16 protein-coding genes, 1 tRNA gene and 1 pseudogene are annotated in these 21583 nt (G+C 57.8%); 2 read left to right on the plus strand and 16 right to left on the minus strand.

Translation table 11 applies throughout. From position 1 onward, the window contains the following. Positions 1 to 65: 65 nt before the first annotated feature. The 7 genes from pqqB to C5F70_RS27350 all read right to left on the minus strand — a co-directional run bounded on the left by pqqB (position 66) and on the right by C5F70_RS27350 (position 7727). Positions 66 to 977 carry a pyrroloquinoline quinone biosynthesis protein PqqB gene (gene pqqB, locus C5F70_RS27320; protein ID WP_104904343.1) on the minus strand — a complete coding sequence of 304 codons (912 nt, stop codon included), beginning with the start codon at positions 975 to 977 and terminating at the stop codon, positions 66 to 68. A 71-nt stretch (positions 978 to 1048) separates the two neighbouring features. Then, positions 1049 to 1123 carry a pyrroloquinoline quinone precursor peptide PqqA gene (pqqA, locus tag C5F70_RS27325; protein WP_003194766.1) on the minus strand — a complete coding sequence of 25 codons (75 nt, stop codon included), beginning with the start codon at positions 1121 to 1123 and terminating at the stop codon, positions 1049 to 1051. Positions 1124 to 1282: 159 nt separating this feature from the next. Then, positions 1283 to 3673, minus strand: coding sequence for a pyrroloquinoline quinone biosynthesis protein PqqF (pqqF, locus tag C5F70_RS27330; protein ID WP_104904344.1), 2391 nt, complete (start codon positions 3671 to 3673; stop codon positions 1283 to 1285). 48 nt (positions 3674 to 3721) lie between these two features. Next, on the minus strand, positions 3722 to 4516 hold the full coding sequence (locus C5F70_RS27335; protein ID WP_104904345.1) for a carbon-nitrogen hydrolase family protein: 795 nt from the start codon (positions 4514 to 4516) through the stop codon (positions 3722 to 3724). A gap of 11 nt (positions 4517 to 4527) precedes the next feature. Then, positions 4528 to 6210 carry an NAD(P)/FAD-dependent oxidoreductase gene (locus C5F70_RS27340; RefSeq protein WP_046385157.1) on the minus strand — a complete coding sequence of 561 codons (1683 nt, stop codon included), beginning with the start codon at positions 6208 to 6210 and terminating at the stop codon, positions 4528 to 4530. Positions 6211 to 6375: 165 nt separating this feature from the next. Further along, complete coding sequence (locus tag C5F70_RS27345; protein ID WP_017847827.1) at positions 6376 to 6822, minus strand: Lrp/AsnC family transcriptional regulator; 447 nt, start codon at positions 6820 to 6822, stop codon at positions 6376 to 6378. Between the two features lie 35 nt (positions 6823 to 6857). After that, entirely contained in the window at positions 6858 to 7727 is an 870-nt protein-coding gene (locus tag C5F70_RS27350; protein WP_017847826.1) for a LysR family transcriptional regulator, read from the minus strand. Between the two features lie 113 nt (positions 7728 to 7840). On the opposite strand from C5F70_RS27350, the gene C5F70_RS27355 reads away from it, so the two are divergent. Then, positions 7841 to 8266, plus strand: a complete 426-nt coding sequence (locus C5F70_RS27355) for a VOC family protein (RefSeq protein ID WP_102618128.1) — start codon at positions 7841 to 7843, stop codon at positions 8264 to 8266. A gap of 392 nt (positions 8267 to 8658) precedes the next feature. Here C5F70_RS27355 and C5F70_RS27360 read toward each other — a convergent pair whose 3' ends face one another. The 4 genes from C5F70_RS27360 to C5F70_RS27375 form a co-directional block, all read right to left on the minus strand. Then, positions 8659 to 9504, minus strand: coding sequence for an SIR2 family protein (locus tag C5F70_RS27360; RefSeq protein ID WP_104904346.1), 846 nt, complete (start codon positions 9502 to 9504; stop codon positions 8659 to 8661). Next, the gene (locus C5F70_RS27365) at positions 9501 to 10526 is read right to left on the minus strand and encodes a ParA family protein (protein ID WP_158683892.1); all 1026 of its coding nucleotides are present in this window, start codon (positions 10524 to 10526) and stop codon (positions 9501 to 9503) included. Before C5F70_RS27365 ends, C5F70_RS27360 begins: the two co-directional genes overlap by 4 nt. Before the next feature lie 91 nt (positions 10527 to 10617). Continuing rightward, positions 10618 to 11535, minus strand: a complete 918-nt coding sequence (locus C5F70_RS27370; protein ID WP_104904348.1) for a hypothetical protein — start codon at positions 11533 to 11535, stop codon at positions 10618 to 10620. After that, a complete protein-coding gene (locus C5F70_RS27375) occupies positions 11525 to 11776 on the minus strand; it encodes a helix-turn-helix domain-containing protein (protein ID WP_158683893.1) in 252 nt (83 codons plus the stop codon). The genes C5F70_RS27370 and C5F70_RS27375 overlap by 11 nt, the downstream gene beginning before the upstream one ends. A gap of 155 nt (positions 11777 to 11931) precedes the next feature. Here C5F70_RS27375 and C5F70_RS27380 point away from each other — a divergent pair, with 155 nt between their 5' ends. Continuing rightward, positions 11932 to 13125: a site-specific DNA-methyltransferase gene (locus C5F70_RS27380; protein ID WP_104904350.1), complete on the plus strand. Its 1194-nt coding sequence runs from the start codon at positions 11932 to 11934 to the stop codon at positions 13123 to 13125. 269 nt (positions 13126 to 13394) lie between these two features. Here C5F70_RS27380 and C5F70_RS31285 read toward each other — a convergent pair. The 5 genes and pseudogenes from C5F70_RS31285 to dnaG all read right to left on the minus strand — a co-directional run. After that, positions 13395 to 13595: pseudogene (locus tag C5F70_RS31285) on the minus strand (site-specific integrase); the annotation flags it as partial. Positions 13596 to 13719: 124 nt separating this feature from the next. Beyond that, positions 13720 to 13796: transfer RNA gene (locus C5F70_RS27390), tRNA-Ile, on the minus strand. A 15-nt stretch (positions 13797 to 13811) separates the two neighbouring features. Next, the gene (locus C5F70_RS27395) at positions 13812 to 17555 is read right to left on the minus strand and encodes an EAL domain-containing protein (protein ID WP_017847824.1); all 3744 of its coding nucleotides are present in this window, start codon (positions 17553 to 17555) and stop codon (positions 13812 to 13814) included. Positions 17556 to 17688: 133 nt separating this feature from the next. Further along, entirely contained in the window at positions 17689 to 19539 is a 1851-nt protein-coding gene (gene rpoD / locus C5F70_RS27400; protein WP_017847823.1) for an RNA polymerase sigma factor RpoD, read from the minus strand. Positions 19540 to 19606: 67 nt separating this feature from the next. Continuing rightward, positions 19607 to 21577 carry a DNA primase gene (gene dnaG, locus C5F70_RS27405; protein WP_104904351.1) on the minus strand — a complete coding sequence of 657 codons (1971 nt, stop codon included), beginning with the start codon at positions 21575 to 21577 and terminating at the stop codon, positions 19607 to 19609. Positions 21578 to 21583: the final 6 nt, after the last annotated feature.

Here is a 21583-nt window from a genome sequence, read left to right on the forward strand (position 1 = left end):
TAACGGTGACGCGTGCACCCTGAATATCTGCGGTGTTTTTGCGTTTTTCGCGAGCAAGCTCGCTCCTACAGTTCAATGCTCATGCCGTCGTAAGCCACTTCGACATTGCGCCGCACCAGCTCGGCCCGCTGGGGAGAATCTTCATCGAGGATCGGGTTGGTGTTGTTGATGTGGATAAGTACCTTGCGCTGCTTCGGCAGGTGTTCCAGCACTTCGAGCATGCCGCCGGGGCCGTTCTGCGCCAGGTGGCCCATCTCGCGGCCAGTGCGGGTGCCGACGCCACGGCGCTGCATTTCATCATCGTCCCACATCGTGCCGTCCACCAGCAGGCAGTCGCTGCCGGCCATGATTTCCAGCAATGGCGCGTCCACCTTGCCCAGCCCTGGGGCGTAGAACAGTTTGCCGCCGGTGCGCAGGTCTTCGACGATCAGGCCGATATTGTCGCCGGGATGCGGGTCGAAGCGGTGCGGCGAATACGGTGGTGCGGCACTGCGCAGCGGCAGCGGGGTGAAACGCAGGTTGGGGCAGGCCGGGATGGTGAAGCTGGCGTCCAGCTCGATGCGGTTCCAGGCCAGGCCGCCATTCCAATGGGTGAGCATGGTGAACAGCGGGAAACCGCTGCTGAGGTCTTCATGGACCATGTCGGTACACCACACCTGGTGCGGGCAGCCTTCGCGCAGGCTCAGCAGGCCAGTGGTGTGGTCGATCTGGCTGTCCATCAGGATGATCGCGCTGATGCCGGTGTCGCGCAGGGCACGGCCGGGTTGCATCGGCGCGAAGCCCTGCAGTTGTGCGCGGATATCCGGCGAGGCATTGCACAGTACCCAGTTCACGCCATCGTCGGAAATCGCGATGGATGACTGGGTACGCGCCTGCGCTCGCAGGCTGCCATCACGAAAGCCTGCGCAGTTCGCGCAGTTGCAGTTCCACTGCGGGAAGCCGCCGCCGGCGGCGGAACCTAGAATCTGGACAAACATGGCCGCTCCATCAAACAAAGCTGAAAACAAAAACGCCCCGGACGAGCCGAGGCGTTGTCTTACCCAGCCAATCAGCGGCTGGCGAAGTACATAGTCACTTCGAAACCGATGCGCAGATCAGTGTAAGCAGGTTTGGACCAAGTCATATTCTTACTCCTACGAAGGGATGGGACGTTTACTACCAAGTAATACATATAGTCCACCTCCAGTCGGAGATGTTCAGATGTGTGCCTATGAATATTACGCATTTTTTTCCAAGTTAGCGCTGTCTTGGTGGAAAAAGCCTATTGCGGCAGCAGCAACGATCAGTCTGCCGATTGCCAGTCACCGCCGCTGCGCGGGCCGTTGGCGATGCAGCGCCAGCCGCCCGCGGCGTCCTGCACCTGTTGGGCGGCGCGCTGCAGATCCGCGTGCGTCAGGGCTTGGATCTGGTGTTGAAGCAGCGTCAGATAATCCGCTGGATGGCCGGCCAGGCGCGCCTGCCACAACAGTTCGGCGGCCTGGGCGAGGGGCAGCGCCTGCGCCGTGAATTGTTGCGCCAGCGCTGGGTGGCCGAGGTCGTCGCTGGCGTCGATCAATGCCGGTAATTGCGCGAGGAAGGTGTGCAGGTGCTGCATGATGCCCTCAAGGGAAACGCTGGGCGACTGCACGCCAAACAGCAGGCCGGTTTGCCCATTGATCTGTCGGATACCGCTGAACACCGCGTAGCCGATTTGCAGCTCTACCCGCAGGCGTTGGTAGAACGGCCCTTGGAGCAGGTGCGCCAGCAGGCGCCATGCGGCTTCATCTGCCAAGGAGCGCGTCGGCGTCGGGCAGAACAGCAGCAAGGCCGCATCAAGGGCATCGGTGTGGACCTCATGCCATAGACGCTGGCCGTTGAGGCTGGGGCATTCGGGTTCAAGAAGGGCCGGTTGCCCGGGCAAGCGGGTGGCGGCGGATCTGAGCGCCGCTTCGCAGTGGGCGGGCAGCCCAATGCCCAGGCCTTCCCAGCGTGCGTGGGCCCACGACAGCGAGGGCGCAGGCGGGTTTGGTCGAACGCCGGCACAGCACGCCGGCAGCGCCTTGAGCAATTGCCGGATGGCAATCGGCGGTGTGCCGGCAGTGGCGTGTTGCCGATCCTCCTCAAGCAGGTTCAGGCTGCGCGCGAGTTCATCGAGTATCGCCGGCATGGGTTGGTGAAGACCGACCATCTTCACCAGCCAGTCATTGCCGATCGCGTCGAAGGATAAGTCGACGCCGGCCTGGCGGGCATTTTCGCGCAACGCTGCCAGGGTGTTTTCCAGCGTCGATGGGAGCGCGCAATCCAGCCGCCAGCGCAGGTAGAGCGCGCCTTCCTCATGGGCATCGGCCAACGCCGGGCTGAACGACAACGCCGACAGCTCTCGCCGCCCTCGGGAACGGTCCTGGGCAAAGGTGCGCAGGCCCCGGTGGGCGCTGGTCTGGCCGCGAATCAGGCCGGCGCGTTCGTCCTTCACGGGTGGGCGCAGGAACGGGTTGTTGGGCGGCAGTTGCCACGCATGTCGGCAGGCTTGCAGCGGCAGGGCGTCGAGCAGGGTCTTGAGGGCGGCAACGTGCTGCTCCGACACCGGTGCTTCGAGTTCTTCACTGTCATGCCGCGCCAACGCGAGGGCGCCTTGGACCTGCTGTTGGCGCGCGTTGAGCAGGGCGAATTCCTCGCGCAGAGATGTCCAGTCGCTGTGTGCGAAAAAGCTCAGCCAGTCGTACAACAACGCTTCGATCTGTGTCGCCGCGTCGCTTTGAGTTCCGAGGGTAAAATCGAGATCCAGCAGCGCTTGCCCGGCGAAATGGTAGAGCACGGAGGCCTGCACAGTGCTCGCCAATTGCCGCGCTTGCAGTTCCGCGCGCAACCCGCCGGGCGCCGAGGCGTTGAGCCAGAAACAGAGGAAATCCAGGGCTTCCCTGGGGGCGTCGACGCTGATGACGTGATGCAGATGGCCGTCGGCGCTGTGTTGGAAATGCTGCGTATGAGCGGGCATCAGTGCTGGCGGGGCCGCCTGCGGGTATCGCGGGCCGGCGCGCAGTTGCTCACTGAAGCGCTGCGCCAGGCGTTCCAGTTCTGCCAGCGGTTGTGGGCCGGCCAGACTCAAGGTCATTTGCCCCGACTGATAGAAGTGCTGGTGGAAATCCCGCAATGCTTGCTGAAACGTCTGACGTTCCACCGGCAGGCTGTCGCGATTGCCCGCATGGAAGCCGCGCAGCGGATGATCGGCCGCCAGGCCCTCCAGCAGCGCGACCTGTTGTTGTGCGTTGGCGTCCTGGGACCAGGCGATGAATTCCGCGTGCAGCACTTCGCGCTCGCGCAGTTGATCGTCCAGCGCCAGGCGCGGATGGGTCAGCAGATCGGCCAGGCGTTCGAGCCCATCGGCAAAGGTCGACAACGGCAGTTCAACGAAGAAATCCGTGGTGCGCTCGCGGGTGCTGGCATTGACCTGGCCACCGTGGCGCTGCACGTAGGTCATCAGCCCTTCATCGCTCGGAAAACGCTCAGTGCCAAGAAACAACAGATGTTCCAGAAAGTGCGCCAGGCCGGGCCACGCCAACGGCACGTCATGGCTGCCGGCCGCCACCCGCAAAACAGCGGCGCAACGCTTTAAACGCGGGGCATGGCGCAGGGAAACCCGCAGGCCGTTGGCCAGGGTCAGGTGAAGGTGATGGGGCTGGGCCGGCGCAGGCATGGGCACTTCCGATACGAGGGAAGTGCCTATGCTAGCAAACCCTCCAGATCAGGGCTTGTGCAGCGTGCCGTACAGTTCGGGGCGGCGGTCTTGCAGGTAGTCATTGGCGGCGCGGGCATCGAGAATCGATTGGTGTTCCAGCGTGCCGACGATCAAGGCTTCATCCAGGCCGGCCTGGGCGATTCGCTGCCCATCCGGCGCGGCGATGCTGCTTTGCCCGCAATACTGAATCTCGCCTTCGTGCCCGCAGTAATTGGCGTAGGCCACGTAGCACCGGTTCTCGAAAGCCCGCGCCCGCACGGTGACGTCGGCGACAAAGTCGAACGGCACCATATTCGCGGTGGGCACCACGATCAGGTTGGCGCCGGCCAGGGCCAGGCGCCGTGTGTTTTCCGGGAACTCCAGGTCGTAACAGATCAGCACGCCCAGTTTCCAGCCGTTGAGTTCCACCAGCGGAAAATCATCGCCGCCGGCACTGAACATCGAATGATCAAGGTCGCCGAACAGGTGCGTCTTGCGGTAGTTGCACAGGCGCTGGCCGTGGGCATCGATCAACTGCACGGCGTTATAGATCTGCCCGTTCGCGGCGCGCTCCGGGTAGCCGTACAGGATTGCCAGCCCGGCACTTCGCGCCAGTTCGGCAATCGTTCGCGCCGACTCGCCATCCTGCGCCTCGGCCAATGCGCCGACAGCTTCGGCACCGATGTTGTAGCCGGTGAGGAACATCTCCGGCAGCACCAGTAGGTCGGCGCCGGATGCCTCATGCGCGAGTCGGTGCAGGCGCTTGAGGTTGCCGGCCACGTCCAGCGGCAGCGGCGGGCATTGGTACAGGGCGACACGCATGGCTTGGCTCCTTAATCGGCCAGGGCAATTGGCCCGATTTCATCGAACACATCACCCGGCCCCGGGTTTTCTGGGTGAGTGTGGCCGCCGAAGTGGGTCATGATGCCCCACACCGCGTTCAATGAGGTTTGCACCGCGCCTTCGACCCAGGCCGGTGTCCAGGATACGTCATCACCGGCGATAAAAATCCCACGTTGCTCGGCGGGCATGTCCTTCTGCATGAAGTGCGCGTACATCCGCTGGTTGTAGCGATAGTGACCAGGCAACGCACCTTTGAAGGCCCCGAGGAAATGCGGGTCGGCTTCCCAGGACACGGTGATCGGGTCGCCGATGATGCGCGCCTTGATGTCGACTTTCGGGTAGATCTTGTTCAGTGCGTCGAGGGCCAGCTTCACGCGTTTATCGATGGGCTGCGGGAGCATTTTCAGCGCATCGCTCATCCACGAGTACGACAGGCAGATCACGCCCGGCTTGTCGTCGCCGTTGTCGAACAGGTAAGTGCCACGGGTCAGGCGATCGGTGAGGGTCATGCTCATCAGGTCGCGGCCGGTTTGCGGGTCTTTGTCTTTCCAGAACGGGCGGTCGACCATCACGAAGGTCTTCGACGATTGCATGTAGCGGGTGCGGTCCAGGGCCATCCACATCTTTTGCGAGAACAGGGTTTCGTCGCATTCGATCTGGGTAGTCAGCAGCCAGCTTTGGCAGGTGGTCAGCACGGCGGCGTATTCGCGGGTATCGCCGTAGTTGTCGGTCACGGCGAAACGGCCGCCGGGCGCGTGGGCAATGCGCTTGACCCCGGCCCGTGGCGCGCCGCTGTGCAGCGAACTCAGGCTGGTGCCCGCCGGCCAGTGGGCGCAGCGCTCCGGCACATGGCGCCAGATACCCATGGGCACCTGCGCCACGCCGCCGACCACCAAGTGTTGATGGTCGTCGCAGTTGGTCATCACCACGCGGAAGATTTCCAGCATGGAGTTGGGGAAGTCCGAATCCCAGCCACCGGTGCCGAAGCCGACCTGGCCAAACACCTCGCGGTGATGGAAGGACAGCTTGGCAAAGGCCTTGGAGGTGGCGACGAAGTCGTAGAAGGTGCGGTCGTCCCACAGCGGCACGAGTTTGTTCCACAGCGCCTTGAGGCGCGGCACATCGCGGTCGCGGATGGCTTGCTGGATATCGCCGAACTGCGAGCCGGCTTCCAGGGCGTCGGCCCACGCGTCAGCCACTTCCTGGAACAGCGCAGGCAAGTCGGACAGTTTTTGTGCGTAGTGGGTCTGGCCTTCCAGGTCGATGACCGTGCTGCCGGACGCCGGCGTCAGCGGGTTGGGGAAGGGTTTGGTGTCCAGGCCGAGCTTGTCGACATAGTGGTAGAACGCGGTGGACGACACCGGGAAACGCATGCCGCCCAACTCGGCGATGATCCCTTCGGCGCCTTCAAACGCCTGGGAGCGCAAACGGCCGCCCATCTTCGAGGCCTCGTACACCACGGGCTTGAGGCCCAGCTTCATCAGTTCGTAGGCGGCCACCAGGCCGGCGATCCCGGCGCCGACGATCGCCACTTCGGCGCCGTGGTTGGCGGCCGGAATACTGCCCAGGCCGGCGGGGTGTTCGATCCAGTCATCAAACGCAAAGGGGAAATCCGGGCCGAAGATGGTGATCGGTTTTTTACCGTCGGCGGGGTGGCGATTGGTCTTGCTGATGCTGCTGGACGGAATGCTCATGGCTGACCTTACTAGCGGCTCGCGGGACGTACCCGCTGAGTATAGGAAAAGATGGCAGCCAGTTTAGGGAGCGTAGCGTTCGTTAATAAGACGCAAAGTGTCGTCGAATTGAATTGTTTTCAGTCAAAGTGACGAGGTTGGCGGTCAGATTGGTTGTCTGCGATCGAGTTTGTTGCTGAGGATGATTGACGTGGTGGTTTTTTCCACGCCGTCGACGCTGCCGATCTGGTCCAGCAATTGATCGAGCTGTTCTGGCGAATCGGTGCGCAGCCATGCCACGTAATCGAACTCGCCGCTCACCGCGCACAGTTGCTGAACCTGGGCCATGGCGCTGAGCTTGCGCAGCACGTCCTTGCCCGAGCGCGCCTGCACGGTGATGCCGACATACGCCTGCAGCCCGCCATCCACCACACGCTGGCCGAGGCGCACGCCATAACCGGTAATCACCTGGGTTTTCTCCAGACGAGCCAGGCGCGACGTCACCGTAGTGCGCGCAATGCCGAGTTGCCGTGCCAGCATGGCGACGCTTTCACGGGCATTGATCTGCAACGCGGCGATCAGTTGGCGGTCGATTTCATCGAGGACAGGCAAGGGCAGCTCCGGTGCGGACGGATAGGGGGCATATGTTACAGGCTTGCGTCAGCCAACAGACAGCGGGCAAACAGTTGCGGCACGGGCAGGTTGCGGTGGTTGTAGCGACTGAGCAGGATGATCTCCCGGTAAAAGGTCAGATGGCCTAGCGGGATAATTCGTACCTGGGGCGAGCGTTCGAGCCACAGCCCCGCCTGAGGAATCAGCGACACCCCCAGGCCACACTCGACCATCTTGACGATGGCTTCCAGCTCATCCAACTCTAGCGCCACCTGCACTTCGAGTTTCTGCTCGCGCAGAAACCGGCTGACCAATCGACCGCCAAACGACGCCCGGTCGTAGCGCACATGGGGCTGGCTGCCGAGCAACTGCAAGGGGTCATCGCCTGCCAGTGCATGCGGCACGATCAGCGCAAAAGGCTCCTTGCGCAGCACCTGTACGTGCAGCTCCTTAGGCAAGTCAAAAGGCGGTCGAATGATAATCGCCGAGTCCAGCTCGCCGGCGTCCACCTGGCTCAGCAATTCCAGGGACACGCCGGGCACCAACTTGCATTCCACGGTCGGCGCGGCCTGACGTAACCGGACCAGGGCCTGGGGCAACAACCCGGTCTGCGCAGTGCCGATCGCCCCGACTTTCAGCTCGCCCCGGTATTCATTGGCATCCACCGGCACTGCCATGCGGTTGAACGTCTCCAGAATCTCCTTGGCCAGCGGCAAGGCGCGAACGCCTGCGGCATTCAGCGTAGCCTGGCGCCCGGTGCGGTCGAACAACGCCACCCCGAGCGCCTGCTCCAGTTGACGAATCTGCGCACTGACCGCCGATTGCGTCAGCCCGATATGCATGCCCGTCGCGGCGAACGTACCGTGGCGCGTTACCGCGATAAAGGTCTTCAATTCACGCAGCATGGGCGCCTCAACTCATCGAAATTATTTGAGCTCGGCGCAAAAACTATCGTCTTTTCATCGCCAGCAGCAAGGCTAAACTCAAGCCTCTCCACGATCCGCAGAGGTTTGACCTGATGACACTGGCACCTTTTCACTTGGCCATTCCGGTATTCGACCTGGCCGCTGCCCGGCATTTCTACGCTGACGTGTTCGGCCTGCAAGAGGGGCGTTCCAGCGAGCACTGGGTCGACTTCAACTTCTTCGGCCATCAACTGGTGATTCATGAACACCCCAAAACAGCCTCCCAGGCTGCGGCGCACACCAACGCAGTCGACGGCCACGACGTCCCCGTGCCGCATTTCGGCGTGGTATTGAGCTGGGACGACTGGCATGCCCTGGCGGCGCGCTTGCAGGCACGGCAGACCGCGTTCGTGCTGGAGCCGCACATTCGCTTCAAAGGCCAGGTGGGGGAGCAGGCGACACTGTTTTTGTTTGACCCCTGCGGTAACGCGTTGGAGTTCAAGGCGTTCCGGGATATTGGGCAGTTGTTTGCGACGTGAGCCTGAGGGCGAGGGCGCTGGCTAAAACGGCAGCGACAGACACACAAAAGCCGCGCAATGCGCGGCTTTGGAGTTGGTGGGCCCACACGGACTTGAACCGTGGACCAAAGGATTATGAGTTGCTGGGCGACGTGCTATGCCTAGAGAAATCGTTCGTAGGTGAACGTAGGTTGGCATAGCTGGAGGCCTCGTAGCGTATGATGTTGAGCGCAATTTTCAGTAGTTTGGTAAAGCTAAGTATTGTACCTTGTCATCACCGCGAAGCCTAAACCAGTTTGTATTACTTGCCTCCTTTTGGCTGGTGCAGTCACAAGGATCCAGAGGCCTGAAAATACACCAGGGTAGACTCTCGAATTAACAGAACCGCCATTGCTGAACCGAAGCTCTGTGGATCAACTGATCGCGCGCTTACCCTCAACTAGCTCGAGTAGCGCTTCAAGATCACTGATCAGATCGCTATGGTCGGGGCCGTACTCTAAGACTTTTATATTGTAAGCAGATTTAAGGTCGCTTTTTACAAAGCCTGAGTGCGAGCCCTCTCTTAATAGTGCGTAGTGGGGGCGCTGTGGATTTGCTGTGATTCGAACCTCTTCTAATAGAAGAAGCACGTCAGGGTCGTCCATTCCACATCCAATAAAAACGCAAGTGTTGGTCAACAATAGAGCTTTTAATATTGAATAAAAAGACGAATAATGCTCCTTGGCAGCGTGATATTCTGCTTTCGTGAATATCATTTTTGAAATATCGTCAATGCTGCCATGCGCTTTTATGATCAAGCGCGTGTCAGACCTTATCTCATCTCCCAGTGAGGAGCTGTAGTAAGGAATTACCTTGAACCCTTCTGTAGACGCCGTTAGGCAGTGCTTTTCATAAATCTTATCGAAGTTTGTGGTTATGACTAGCCTGGAGTCAAGGCTAAATATGGTTTTGTGGAGATCGCTTGGGATAAATGCGGCATCGTTGAAACATTTATCTAAGAGTGCTCGGTAATCCCCAGCGTCTGCCTGATCACGTATTGCCTGAAGTGCCAGTAATAGCTTATTGTTCTTTATAAGAGATTCGATTTCCGGTCTATGTGCTATTGGCGCAAGGTTGGCAGCTTCTGTTAAGAATGCTTTCCAAGCAAGAGGACTTGCACCTTCTTCCGTTTTGGCTGACGAAGCTACTCCAGCGCCCAGAAACAAAATGCAACGTCTCCGGGCTACTTCAGTCACCAGCATATTGGGCCAAGTTATCATGCTTGCTCCAAATTTCTAATCAGTTTATCGCTGATGTCAGACATGAGTAAGTTGAAATCCTTGACCTGGCCATACTGGCTGCCTACTACACCGTCTCCATACTCTAGCGCATGCATAGGCGCCTTAGCCGCCTGGGCCATGGGCACTAGACTGTATAGGTAAGGGATATGACCTAACTCCATGTCTTCCCCTTTTAGCCCCTGTGCAGTGAGGTCTGCCATAGCTTCTTTAACGGTATCAGGAATTTTGCGCATTATTTCATCATAAGACTTTACTGGGCGTGGCCCCGTCTTAAACTGTCGACTTACGTATTGTTGAACCGAATACCCTAAGAAACGGTGTTTTTTTGAGGTATCTTTAATTAACGTGTATTGATCGAATACACCGGGATTTTCTAACATTCCATCCCTGACCGAACTCATGTATTGAGCATCCCATTTCTTTATCCAGTCTGAAATGTTTTTGATTCCGAGAAGGCTGAATATATCGCATCCAAACGGTGTTACTATGTAATCACATGACAGGATAATTGATCTGTTTAATGCGCCTAGGGAAGGGCCGACGTCAAAGACGATAATGTCGTATTTGTCACTTAAACTTTCCAAAAGCTGATGGCACCAGTTTGTGATACGATACCCGCCAACCTCACGTCCCCTTACAGATGACCATGCGTCACTTAGCTTGTCTTCAATTATGGACATGCTTGGATGACCAGGGATTAAATCGGTGCCATACCTGTTTTTAGTGCCCAGTATAGGTTCCGCAGGCAATTCAATCTGTGGTTCACCCATTTCAAAGGGTGAAAGATAAGAGTAAAGAGTTTTCGTGGGGGAACTACCTGTGAGATAGATCTCTTCACACTGCTCGTCTGAAAGTAGAGCCTGAGTTGCGTTACATTGTGGATCTGCATCCACAAGCAATACACGCTTTCCTTTATGGATATTAATGTAGGAAACTAGGTTGCAGGCAAGAGTGGTTTTCCCCACACCGCCTTTGTTGTTAAAAAATGCTATTGATTTCACTTGATATCCCTTCTGTGATGAATTGTGCCTTAGAGGTAAGCTTATGAGTTTTTGACCGTCGCCCGTCGGATTTTAATATCGATTTAATTTTTTAGGGCGTTAATGAAGCACTATTGGGGAGCGTAACCCCTGTAGGTCGCAATATTTCTTCACCGTCCTCACCAATATAAATATCAAAAGGGGGAGACTGTCTTCCAGTGTTCTGTATGTTATATAACGAACCAGTTCTACCCAAAAATGGTGCGTTGCTATCAAAACCGTCAGGAGCAAATCCTATGCAAATGAGGGGCAAGGATATTTGCTTCATGAAGTTTCTCTGTCGTAGTTCCTGAAATGATCCATTTCGGTTTGAAACTGGCCAAATACGCGTGGCTGAGCTGGTCTTGTCGGTGCTGGTGACAAATATTCCAGCGTCGATGTGGCCGGCTTGAAACAGAATAAAAAGCTTGTTTATGGCGCGGAAAGAGCTAGCAACGTTCCCGGTTTCGAATTCGACGCCGATCCTGAAAGTTTTATCTACCGCAATTTTATCAAATAGTTTTTGATCTTCCTCCGAGAGATGGGCGATGTCATAAATGTCACTTTGTACGTACATGCCGTAAAACATGGGGAATAGAGTAAAAACTGAGTCGGGTGGTAGATTTCTGGATTTTATGTAGTTGTGTAAAACTTCTAGGAGTTTGTTTTTGTCGCGGATTTTATAACCTACCCCTGAGTGCCGGCATGTTATAACTCCATCGATGTCTTGCTCAATTATTTTGGTCTCCCCGCGGCAACCTTCAATTTTCTCTAGGTTTGACTGAAAACGCCTAGAAATAAAATTTGCCGAGTTCATTACGCAGGGCGTGACCTTGTTATTTCTTTGTCTTCTAAAATGTATGGTGTCATTTACGACGAAGCCACTGTCGCATGTTACTATCTCCTGAAGGCAGCTTGAGATGATATCCATGGACTTTTGCAATACTACCGGTGGGATGAACTCACCGTCGTGCTCCAACTTAATTTTCATAGTTATACGCCTCAGAGAGTCGCGTAACCACTTGCCCAGGATCTATGCCAAAGACTTGGCAGACCTCGATAAGTCGCAGCACTGAAATTTTGCTTTGACCGCTTTCGATTCTGCCGTAATGCCGACGATCAACATTGAGTGATGCGGCAACATCATCTTGGGTTAACCCAGCGCTATTTCTAGCCTGCCGTAGAAGCGCTCCGAGAATGTCATACACTTTCTTTGCTTTCTTCGTATCCATCGGTAGCCCCTGGTAGCGAAACAATGGATGGGAAGCTATCATTCACGGGTTAAACCTCGAGGGACCCCTGGGTCCCATAATGCTTGACCATAGAAAAATTCGATTCAGACATGGTAAAATGGTCAAGAGCTTTCATAATTATTAATGGAGTTTCAATGACGTACTCCAATCAATTCTTTAAGGCGTTGGGTGTTGACCATCGCGTGAAGTCTGAGATTAAAGCTATAGCCGTAAAGACCGGAATTCCACTATCAAGGCTAAATTTTTACAATCATAAAAATGTGGTTCCGTCTGGTTTTGACTTGACGAAAATCACGCAAATCTTTGGTGTTTCTGAAGTCCAACTTCGTTTGAATATGGGGCGGCTAGATCGTGCTTTAATTGAGCTGATCCAGAACAGTTCTGATCAGGTTCTTCGAGCGATCAGTACATCTGCTACTGAAGAAAAACCAACATCAAACGTCAAGGAGGTATTCGCAACCGGACTAGGAAGGCTTTATGAGGCAGACTGTCTACAGGTTCTACGATCTATAGAGAGCGATTCTGTCGATCTGGTTTTTGCTGATCCGCCTTTTAATCTTGACAAGCTCTATCCTTCCAATATGGATGACAATATAAGGGAGGAGGAATATCTTAAGTGGATGGAACAGTGGCTTAAGGAATGTGTTAGGGTGCTAAAGCATGGCGGGGCTTTGTTTACTTGGAATCTTCCAGTGTGGAATAGTAATATTGCTGCCTTCCTACATGGGTCTTTAACGTTCAAGCATTGGGTTGGCGTGGATATAAAGTACAGTTTACCCATCCAAGGTAGATTGTATCCTTCACATTACTCTCTTTTGTACTTTGTGAAAGGTGAAAAAGCTAATAAGCTGGTGGCGGACCGCCTTCCTACTCCTACATGCCCTAGTTGCTTTGGGGATATTAAAGATTATGGTGGGTATAAGCATAAAATGAATCCGCTAGGTATTAGTCTAACTGATATGTGGACTGATATTCCGCCTGTACGCCATGCGAAATACAAGAAGAGGGTTGGATCAAATGAGCTCTCCATTAAGTTGCTTGATAGGATTATTGAAATGTCAACCAATGAGGGTGATTTGGTATTTGACCCATTCGGTGGGTCGGGAACAACATTTGTTGTGTCCGAATTAAAAGGCAGACGTTGGATAGGCTGTGAAATAGGTCCTTGTGAAGATATAATTCAGCGATTTGATAATATAAGTGAAGATAGGGAGCACCTGGAACGTATCCGCGCGAGGCTGAATCATCTCTTTGTTCCAGCAATTGCACTGGAACGAGAACGACGGGGCTTGTGGACCGCCCAATCTGTTAGCAAGAAACGTGAATGAGCTAGTCGGCATCTAGATCTGGCTCAGTAATCAGGCCGTCGATTTGGCAGGGGGGGGGTGATGGCCGTCTAGTAGGCTGGTTGAGAGAAGTCCTCGCGCCTTGGCTGCGCAAAGCGGCACAATGGTTGACTTTTACCATTCACGCCGTAAGTTTCCGGGCAGCTAACGCTAAGCGTGTTCCGCGAACAGTGAATGGCCTTACGTGTGAAGGGGGACAGATCTATTTCACGCAGCGTAGGGTGCGTCCAGAATATCCGCACCCTATAGCCTCGGCTCAAGGCCGCTTCCAGCGTCATACGCTCAGAACCGCTACGCCGGATGTACACGCCACGCACCATTTCTTCTTCGGTACGCCTCGACCAGTCCTCAGCATCACGCTTTGTGCGGAAGGTTTTGGCGACAGTGGGTCAGCCATTTTTACGAATGAGCGCCTTCCATGTGCCGGAAGGGGTTTTGACGAGAGTAGCCATGAGGGGGGCTCCTAGGCGGCTGGCGAACCAGTACTGTACCTAAATTGTACCCTTGGACCATAAGACTGTATCTGAGCAGGTTCCGCCAGACACACAAAAGCCGCGCAATGCGCGGCTTTGGAGTTGGTGGGCCCACACGGACTTGAACCGTGGACCAAAGGATTATGAGTCCTCTGCTCTGACCAACTGAGCTATAGGCCCTTAACAGGTCGCGGATTATAGCGATGGTTTCTCCGCTGTGCTATCCGAAAAATCCTGAACCCTCATACGAAGAAACGTCGCGGCAAAAAGCTCCGGGGGCAGGGGCAGGCTGACGATGTAGCCTTGCATCTGTTCGCAGCCCTCGGCGGCGAGGAAGGTTTGTTGGGCGGGGGTCTCTACGCCTTCGGCGATGATGGTGAATTGCATGCTGTGGCCCAGGGCAATGATGGCGCGCACGATCGCCACGTCGTGGGGGTCGTCGGGCAGGCCGCGGATGAAGGATTGGTCGATTTTCAGGAAGTCCAGGGGCAGGCGCTTGAGGTAGCTGAGGGATGAATAGCCGGTGCCGAAATCATCGATCGCCAGTTGTACGCCCAGGCGTTTGAGTTGGTGCAGCACGTCCAGCGCTTCTTCGGCCTGGCTCATGATGAAGTTTTCGGTGATCTCCAGTTGCAGGCAGCCGGGTTCGAGGCGGTAATCGCGCAGTAGCTGTTCGATGCGTGACAGCAGGTTGGGCTGGCGCAGTTGTGCGCCGGCGAGGTTGACTGACAGCGGGCCGAAGTGATCGAACACGGTTTGCCAGGCGTGCATTTGTTGGCAGGCCTGTTCCAGGACCCAATCGCCGATCTGCAGGATCATGCCGTTCTCTTCGGCCAGGGCGATGAAGTGTTCGGGCGGTACGTCGCCGAAGGTCGGGTGGTGCCAGCGGATCAGCGCTTCGGCGCCGATCAGTTCCTGGGTCTCCAGGCTCCGTTTGGGTTGGTAATACAGGCTCAGCTCATTGCGTTCGATGGCCCGGCGCAGTTCATGTTCCAGCGCCACGCGTTCTTTGGCCTGGGCGGTCAGGTCGCGGGTGTAGCCTTCGACGCGGTTGCGGCCCTTGGCCTTGGAGCGGTACATCGCGGCGTCGGCGTTTTTGACCAGGGTGGCGACGTCCATGCCGTCCTGGGGGTACAGGCTGGTGCCGATGCTGGCGCTGATAAAAAACTCGTGCTCACCCGCCTGGAACGGCGGGGTGAAGCAGGCCAGCAGTTTATTGGCCAGGTGCTGGGCGTCGCTGGCTTGCTGCAGGCCGGGCAGGAGGATGATGAATTCGTCGCCGCCCAGGCGGGCGACGGTGTCGATGTCGCGCAGTTGCTCCTTGAGGCGCACGGCGATGTTCTGGAGCAGCAGGTCGCCGATCGGGTGGCCGAGGCTGTCGTTGATGTGTTTGAAGCGATCCAGGTCGAGGAACAGCACGGCGCCCTGGTGGCCGCTTTCCTGTTGATTGTTGAGCGCGGCCTGTAGCCGGTTTTCAAACAGGGTGCGGTTGGGCAGGCCGGTCAGCGGGTCGTGATGGGCTTGGTAGTCGAGGCGGGCCTGGGCGTGTTTGAGGCTGGAGATGTCGGCAAACACCGCGACGAAGTGCGTGATCGCCTGGTCGCGGTTGCGCACGGCGCTGATGGTCAGCCAACTGGGGTAGACCTCGCCGCTCTTGCGACGGTTGGAGATCTCGCCCTGCCAATGCCCGTGAGTGGTCAACTGGTGCCACATCGCGGCATAGAATGCGCTGTCATGCAGGCCGGAGGCGAGCAGGCGCGGGGTGTGGCCGAGGGCTTCTGCTTCGCTGTAGCCGGTGATCTCGCTGAAGGCGCGGTTCACGGCGCTGATGTTTTGCCGGGTGTCGGTGATCAACACGCCTTCGGCGGTGCTTTCGAAGACGGTAGCGGCCTGTTGCAGTTTTTCCTGCATCTGTTGGCGCTCGGTAATGTCCCGGGCGATGGTCAGCATGCAGTCGTCATCGCCGATGGGCAGCGGACGGCTGGACAACTCGCACAGCCGGATCTGCCCGTCGCTGCGGCGGATATGGCAGATGAAATCGCGGACAAACCCGTCGCGTTGCAGCAGCTCCAGCATGTGTTTGCGTTCGTTGAGGTCGACCCAGATGCCCAGGTCCAGGGTCGACTGGTCGAGGGTACTCACGCTGGCGATGCCGGTAATGCGGCTAAACCCTTCGTTGACCTCGATCAGTTGGCCATCGCTCTGACGGCTCAAAAGCAAACCGTCGGGCGAGGCATGGAAGGCCTTGGCGAATTTCTCTTCGGAGGTTTGCAGCTGTTGCTGGGTTTCCTTGAGCTGGGTGATGTCTCGCACCACAATTACCAGGGCTTCGGTCGTGTCGAGTTGGAACGGTTCGGCGGAAATCAGCCCGGTAAAGGCTTGGCCGTTGCTGCGCAGAAAGCGCATTTCCAGGTTGCGGATGCTGGTGGTCTGCAGCCGTTGCAGCAGGTCCGGGCCGATGCCCGGGATACCCCAGATATTCAGCGAAGTAGCGGTTTTACCGATCACGTCCTCGGCCTTCAGGCCCACCTGGTCCTCAAACGCTTTGTTGACCTCCAACAGGCAGCCGTCGGACATTCGTGCGATCACCAGAATGTCTGGGCACTGTTGGAACACCGAGGCAAATTTTTGCTCGGACAATTGCAGCGCCTCTTCCGTGCGCTTGGCGTCACTGATGTCGATCATCAAGCCACGGAGCACCGGTTCATGGCCGTGTTCGATCAGGCTGACAATGTCGCGTACCCACAGGCAACGGCCGTCGGCGGTGATCACCCGGTAATCGACGCTGTGATCACGGCTGGCGCGGGTTTCGCGGTAGCAATAGGCTTCAGTGCGCGTCAGGTCGGCGGGGTGAATGATGCTGCGCCAGAAGCCTGGAATCAGCCAATGGGCGCGGGGGTAACCGAGCAGTTCTTCGGCATGCGGCGACACGTAACTGTAGGTGAAATCGCTAATGCTGGCTTCCCAGGCAATGGCGGACAAGCTCTCCACCAGGCCGCGATAGTGATATTCGCTGCTGCGCAATTCCTGCTCGAGGGCGACGCGGCGGGAAATTTCCGAACTGAGCCGACGATTGATCCGAATCACGACGACCAATACGCTGCTCAGCAGCAGTATCGTGGGCAGGCCATACGTCAGCAGATCCGTCCAGAACGTGCGGTGATCGGTGAGGCTGCCGACCCAGTGTCGCTGGATCGCTTGCGTTTCGTCCGGGCTGAGGTCAGCGAGGACCTTGTCCAGAATCCCTACCAGCATTTTGTTTTCACGAGGCACGCCCATCGCCAGTTGGTAGCGGTAGGGCGTTTCACCGCTGACGTACAAGCCGTCGAGCTTGAGTTGGCGCAGGCTCCATACGCTCGAAGCCAGGTCGCCGACTACTGCGTCCACTTCATCGGTGGCCAGCGCCTGCAGGGTCGAGCTGACATTCGGCAAGGCCACCAGGTTGAGGTCGGGGTGGTGGGTGCGCAGCAATTCATGGGGCGCGTAGTTTTCCACCACGGCAATCTTCAACCCATAGAGGTCCTTCAGGTTGTGCGGTTGCGCACCGCCTTCATGGGCGAGGATGACGATGGGGAAGTCCAGGTAAGGCCGCGTGAACGCCATGTAGGCCTGGCGCTCGGGGGTGGACATGATGCCCGGCAGCAGGTCGAGCTGGTTGTTGCGGGCCTGTTCGAGGACGGCGCTCCAGTTCACCGGCTCGATCAGCTTGATCCTGACGCCCAGGCGGTCTTGGATCAGGCGCACGTAATCCGCCGCCAAGCCTTGGTAGCGTCCGTTCTCGTCGCGGTATTCGAAGGGCGGCCAGGAGGCATCTACCCCCAGGCGCAGCTCCTGATGGTCCGCCAACCAGCCACGCTCATCCTCCGTGAGAGTCAAGGCGCCAGCCGTTGCGGTCCAGGTCAGCAGCGACAGCAAAAGCACGGTCGGCAATCTGGGCATAACGGTCTCGTTATGGCACGGGGAATGTTTCGAGTGTAGACGGGCATTGCGGGGGAGGGAGGGCGCAGCGGTGAATCTATAAAAAGTAATCGGTAGAAAGCAAAACCCCCGGCCTGGGCCGGGGGTTCTGGGATCACTCGTCGAGGAAGGAGCGCAGATGCTCGCTTCGCGTCGGGTGACGCAACTTGCGCAGCGCCTTGGCTTCGATCTGACGAATCCGCTCGCGGGTCACGTCAAACTGTTTACCGACTTCCTCAAGGGTGTGGTCGGTATTCATGTCGATGCCGAAACGCATGCGCAGTACCTTGGCTTCACGGGCAGTGAGGCCGGACAGTACGTCGCGGGTCGCTTCTTTAAGGCTCTCAACGGTGGCTACATCGATTGGCGACTGCATGGTCGAGTCTTCGATGAAGTCGCCCAGATGGGAGTCTTCGTCATCACCGATCGGGGTTTCCATGGAGATCGGCTCTTTAGCGATCTTCAATACCTTGCGGATTTTATCCTCAGGCATTTCCATGCGTTCGCCCAGCTCTTCCGGGGTCGGTTCGCGACCCATTTCCTGCAACATCTGCCGGGAAATACGGTTGAGCTTGTTGATCGTCTCGATCATGTGCACCGGAATACGGATGGTGCGGGCCTGGTCGGCGATCGAGCGAGTGATCGCCTGACGGATCCACCAGGTGGCATAAGTCGAGAACTTGTAGCCGCGACGGTATTCGAACTTGTCCACCGCCTTCATCAAGCCGATGTTGCCTTCCTGGATCAGATCGAGGAATTGCAGGCCACGGTTGGTGTACTTCTTGGCAATGGAGATCACCAGACGCAAGTTCGCTTCAACCATCTCTTTCTTCGCGCGGCGGGCCTTGGCCTCACCGATCGACATGCGACGGTTGATGTCCTTGATCTCGGCAATCGTCAGGCCGGTTTCGGTCTGAAGTGCGGTCAGCTTCTGCTGGCAACGAATGATATCGGGCTGCAGGCGACCAATGGCTTCGGCGTATTTCGCCTTGCCCTTGGCCAGAGCGTCGGTCCAGCTTTCGTCAACTTCGTTGCCCGGGAACTGGCGCAGGAAGTCGGTACGCGGCATGCGCGCATCACGCACACAGAGCTGCATGATCGCCCGCTCTTGTGCGCGCAGACGCTCAAGGGCGCTGCGAACACGCTCGACCAGGCCTTCGAATTGCTTCGGCACCAGCTTGATCGGCATGAACAGCTCAGCCAGCGCCACCAGCTCGGCAATTGCCAGCTTGTTGGAGCGACCGTGCTTTTTCAGGGCCTTGCGGGTGATTTCCATTTGATCGGAAACCGCACCGAAACGCTGGGCAGCGATGATCGGGTCTGGACCGCTTTCGACTTCATCTTCGTCGTCGGTGCTGGCTTCGGCATCGTCGTCTTCGGCATCGTCGTCCGCTTTCACGGCTTTCGGGTCGACAGGCGGCGGCACTTCGGCAGCAGGTGGCGCAATGCCGTCGTCCGGGTCGATATAACCGCTCAGGACGTCGGACAGGCGGCCACCTTCGGTGGTGACGCGAGTGTACTCGGAGAGAATGTGGTCAACCGTGCCAGGGAAGTGCGCAATTGCGCCCATCACTTCACGGATACCCTCTTCAATACGCTTGGCGATTTCGATTTCGCCTTCGCGTGTCAGCAACTCGACGGTACCCATTTCACGCATATACATGCGTACAGGGTCAGTCGTGCGACCGATGTCGGTCTCCACCGCGGCCAACGCGGCAGCGGCTTCTTCAGCGGCTGCCTCGTCGGTATCGGCGTCGGCCAACATAAGGGCGTCCGCATCCGGAGCACTCTCGTGTACGGGGATCCCCATGTCGTTGATCATGCGGATGATGTCTTCCACCTGCTCTGGATCTGAAATATCCTCAGGCAGGTGATCGTTGACCTCTGCGTAAGTCAGATACTTCTGCTCACGACCCAGGGTGATCAACTCTTTGATACGAGACTGCTGTTGCGCTTTTCCGGACATAACACCCTATCCACTGAAGGTCTTGGCGGGCAAAAAACAAGCCGAGGATTATACCCGAGCTATGACCTCACGCGCCAGCTGAGGTCGGGTTTGATGCGGAAACATTCTGTTTTAAGAGGTCACGCATCTGTTTTGCTATCTGAATTTGCTCTTCAGCCGATAATCCCGGCTGCCTCGCTCTCTTGATGAGTTCATCGAGGGTCTGCGTGTGCTGACCCGCGGATAACCTAGTAATGGTGTCTAAAAACTGTTGTTCAAGGTTATCGCCGTCAATTAGCCACTCCTTTTCCGCGAGTGCTTTCAACAACCGCCCTTGTTCGGTGCCATGCCAGCGAGCCATCAGCTGAATGGAGTTTAGCTTAGGATTTTTCTGCACCGCCTCGATCAGCGCGATCAGTACCTGGGCATAGGTATTGCTCTCGTTGGCAAAGTGCTCGGCACTCTCGACCTTGCCCGCCAATTGCGGATGGTGGATGAGTGTGCGCAGGGCAATCAGCGTCGGCGCCTCTACGGCCACCGGGGTGCGCGGGGCGTAGGCCTCGTCGCGGTCACCGCGCTTGCCGTTTTTGTTCCAGGGCTTCTTGTCCCATTTCTTGCCGCCGGCGCCGGGCTTTTTCGGTGTCCACCCCTGCTGGGGCGTGTAGGCCTCCTGCGGTTGGTGGAAGTCGGAATAGTCCGGCATGGCGTCGTAATCCATGCCTGGGTCGTAGGCCGGCGGCGCATCTTGCGGTGCGCTGTGGACCAGCTGGCTGACCGCTTCGCCGCTCAGTCCGGTGATTTCCAGCAGGCGTTGACGCATCAGGGTGCGCAGGTTCGCGCCCGGCACTTTGTCGATTAGCGGCGCCGCGAGGGTGGCCATGTGCGCCTTGCCTTCGAGGGAGCGCGGGTCGGCTTCTTCGGTCAGTTGCTGGAAGAAATAGTCCGCCAGCGGCTGCGCATGCTGGTTGATGCGCGCGCGGAAGGCGTCGGTGCCTTCGGAGCGGACCAGGGTGTCCGGGTCTTCGCCTTCGGGCAGGAACAAGAAGCGTGCGCGGCGCCCGTCCTGCAGGCACGGCAGCGTGGCTTCGAGGGCGCGCCAGGCAGCGTTGCGGCCGGCCTGGTCGCCGTCGAAGCAGAACAGCACGCTGGGCACTACGCGGAACAGGCGCTTCAAGTGTTCTTCGCTGGTGGCGGTGCCCAGGGTCGCCACGGCATTGCGCAGGCCTTGCTGGGCGAGGGCGATCACGTCCATATAGCCTTCAACCACGATGATTTCGTCGAGGTTGCGGTTGTTCTTGCGCGCTTCGAACAGGCCGTAGAGTTCCTGGCCCTTGTGAAACACTGCGGTTTCCGGCGAGTTGAGGTACTTGGGCTTGTCGTCCCCGAGTACCCGGCCGCCGAAGGCGATGATCCGGCCACGGCTGTCGCGGATCGGGAACATCACGCGGTCGCGGAAGCGGTCGTAGCGCTTGCCGGTCTCGGCGTTTTCCACCAGCAGGCCGGCGTCGATCATGGCTTTTTGCTGGAGGGTGTCGCTGCTCAGGTGTTTGTACAGGTTGTCCCAGCCCGGCGGGGCGAAGCCCAGGCCGAAGTCGCGGGCGATTTCGCCGGTGAGGCCGCGCCCCTTGAGGTAGTCGACGGCGGCTTTGCGCTGCGGATGGCTCTTGAGCGCCTGGCGATAAAAGTCGGCGGCGGCGGTCAGCAGCGGGTACAGCGGCGAATCGGTGGGTTGCCGCGGTTTGTGCGGGCGGCCGCTTTCTTCGCGGGGGATTTCCATGCCGGCGGCTTTGGCCAGTTCCTCGACGGCCTGGGGGAAGTCCAGGTTGTCGTGGTCCATGATAAAGCCGAGGGCGTTGCCGCCCGCGCCGCAGCCGAAGCAGTAGTAGAACTGCTTGTCGGGGCTGACGCTGAACGACGGGGTCTTTTCCTTGTGGAACGGGCAGCAGGCGGTGTAGTTCTTGCCCGCCTTCTTCATTTGCAGGCGCGAGCTGACCACATCGACGATGTCGGTGCGGTTCAGAAGGTCGTCAATAAAGCTCTGGGGAATCAGCCCGGCCATGGCGTT

Origin of the sequence: Pseudomonas sp. LH1G9 (assembly GCF_002949975.1) — a bacterium.
In the GTDB taxonomy this organism is placed as follows: domain Bacteria; phylum Pseudomonadota; class Gammaproteobacteria; order Pseudomonadales; family Pseudomonadaceae; genus Aquipseudomonas; species Aquipseudomonas veronii.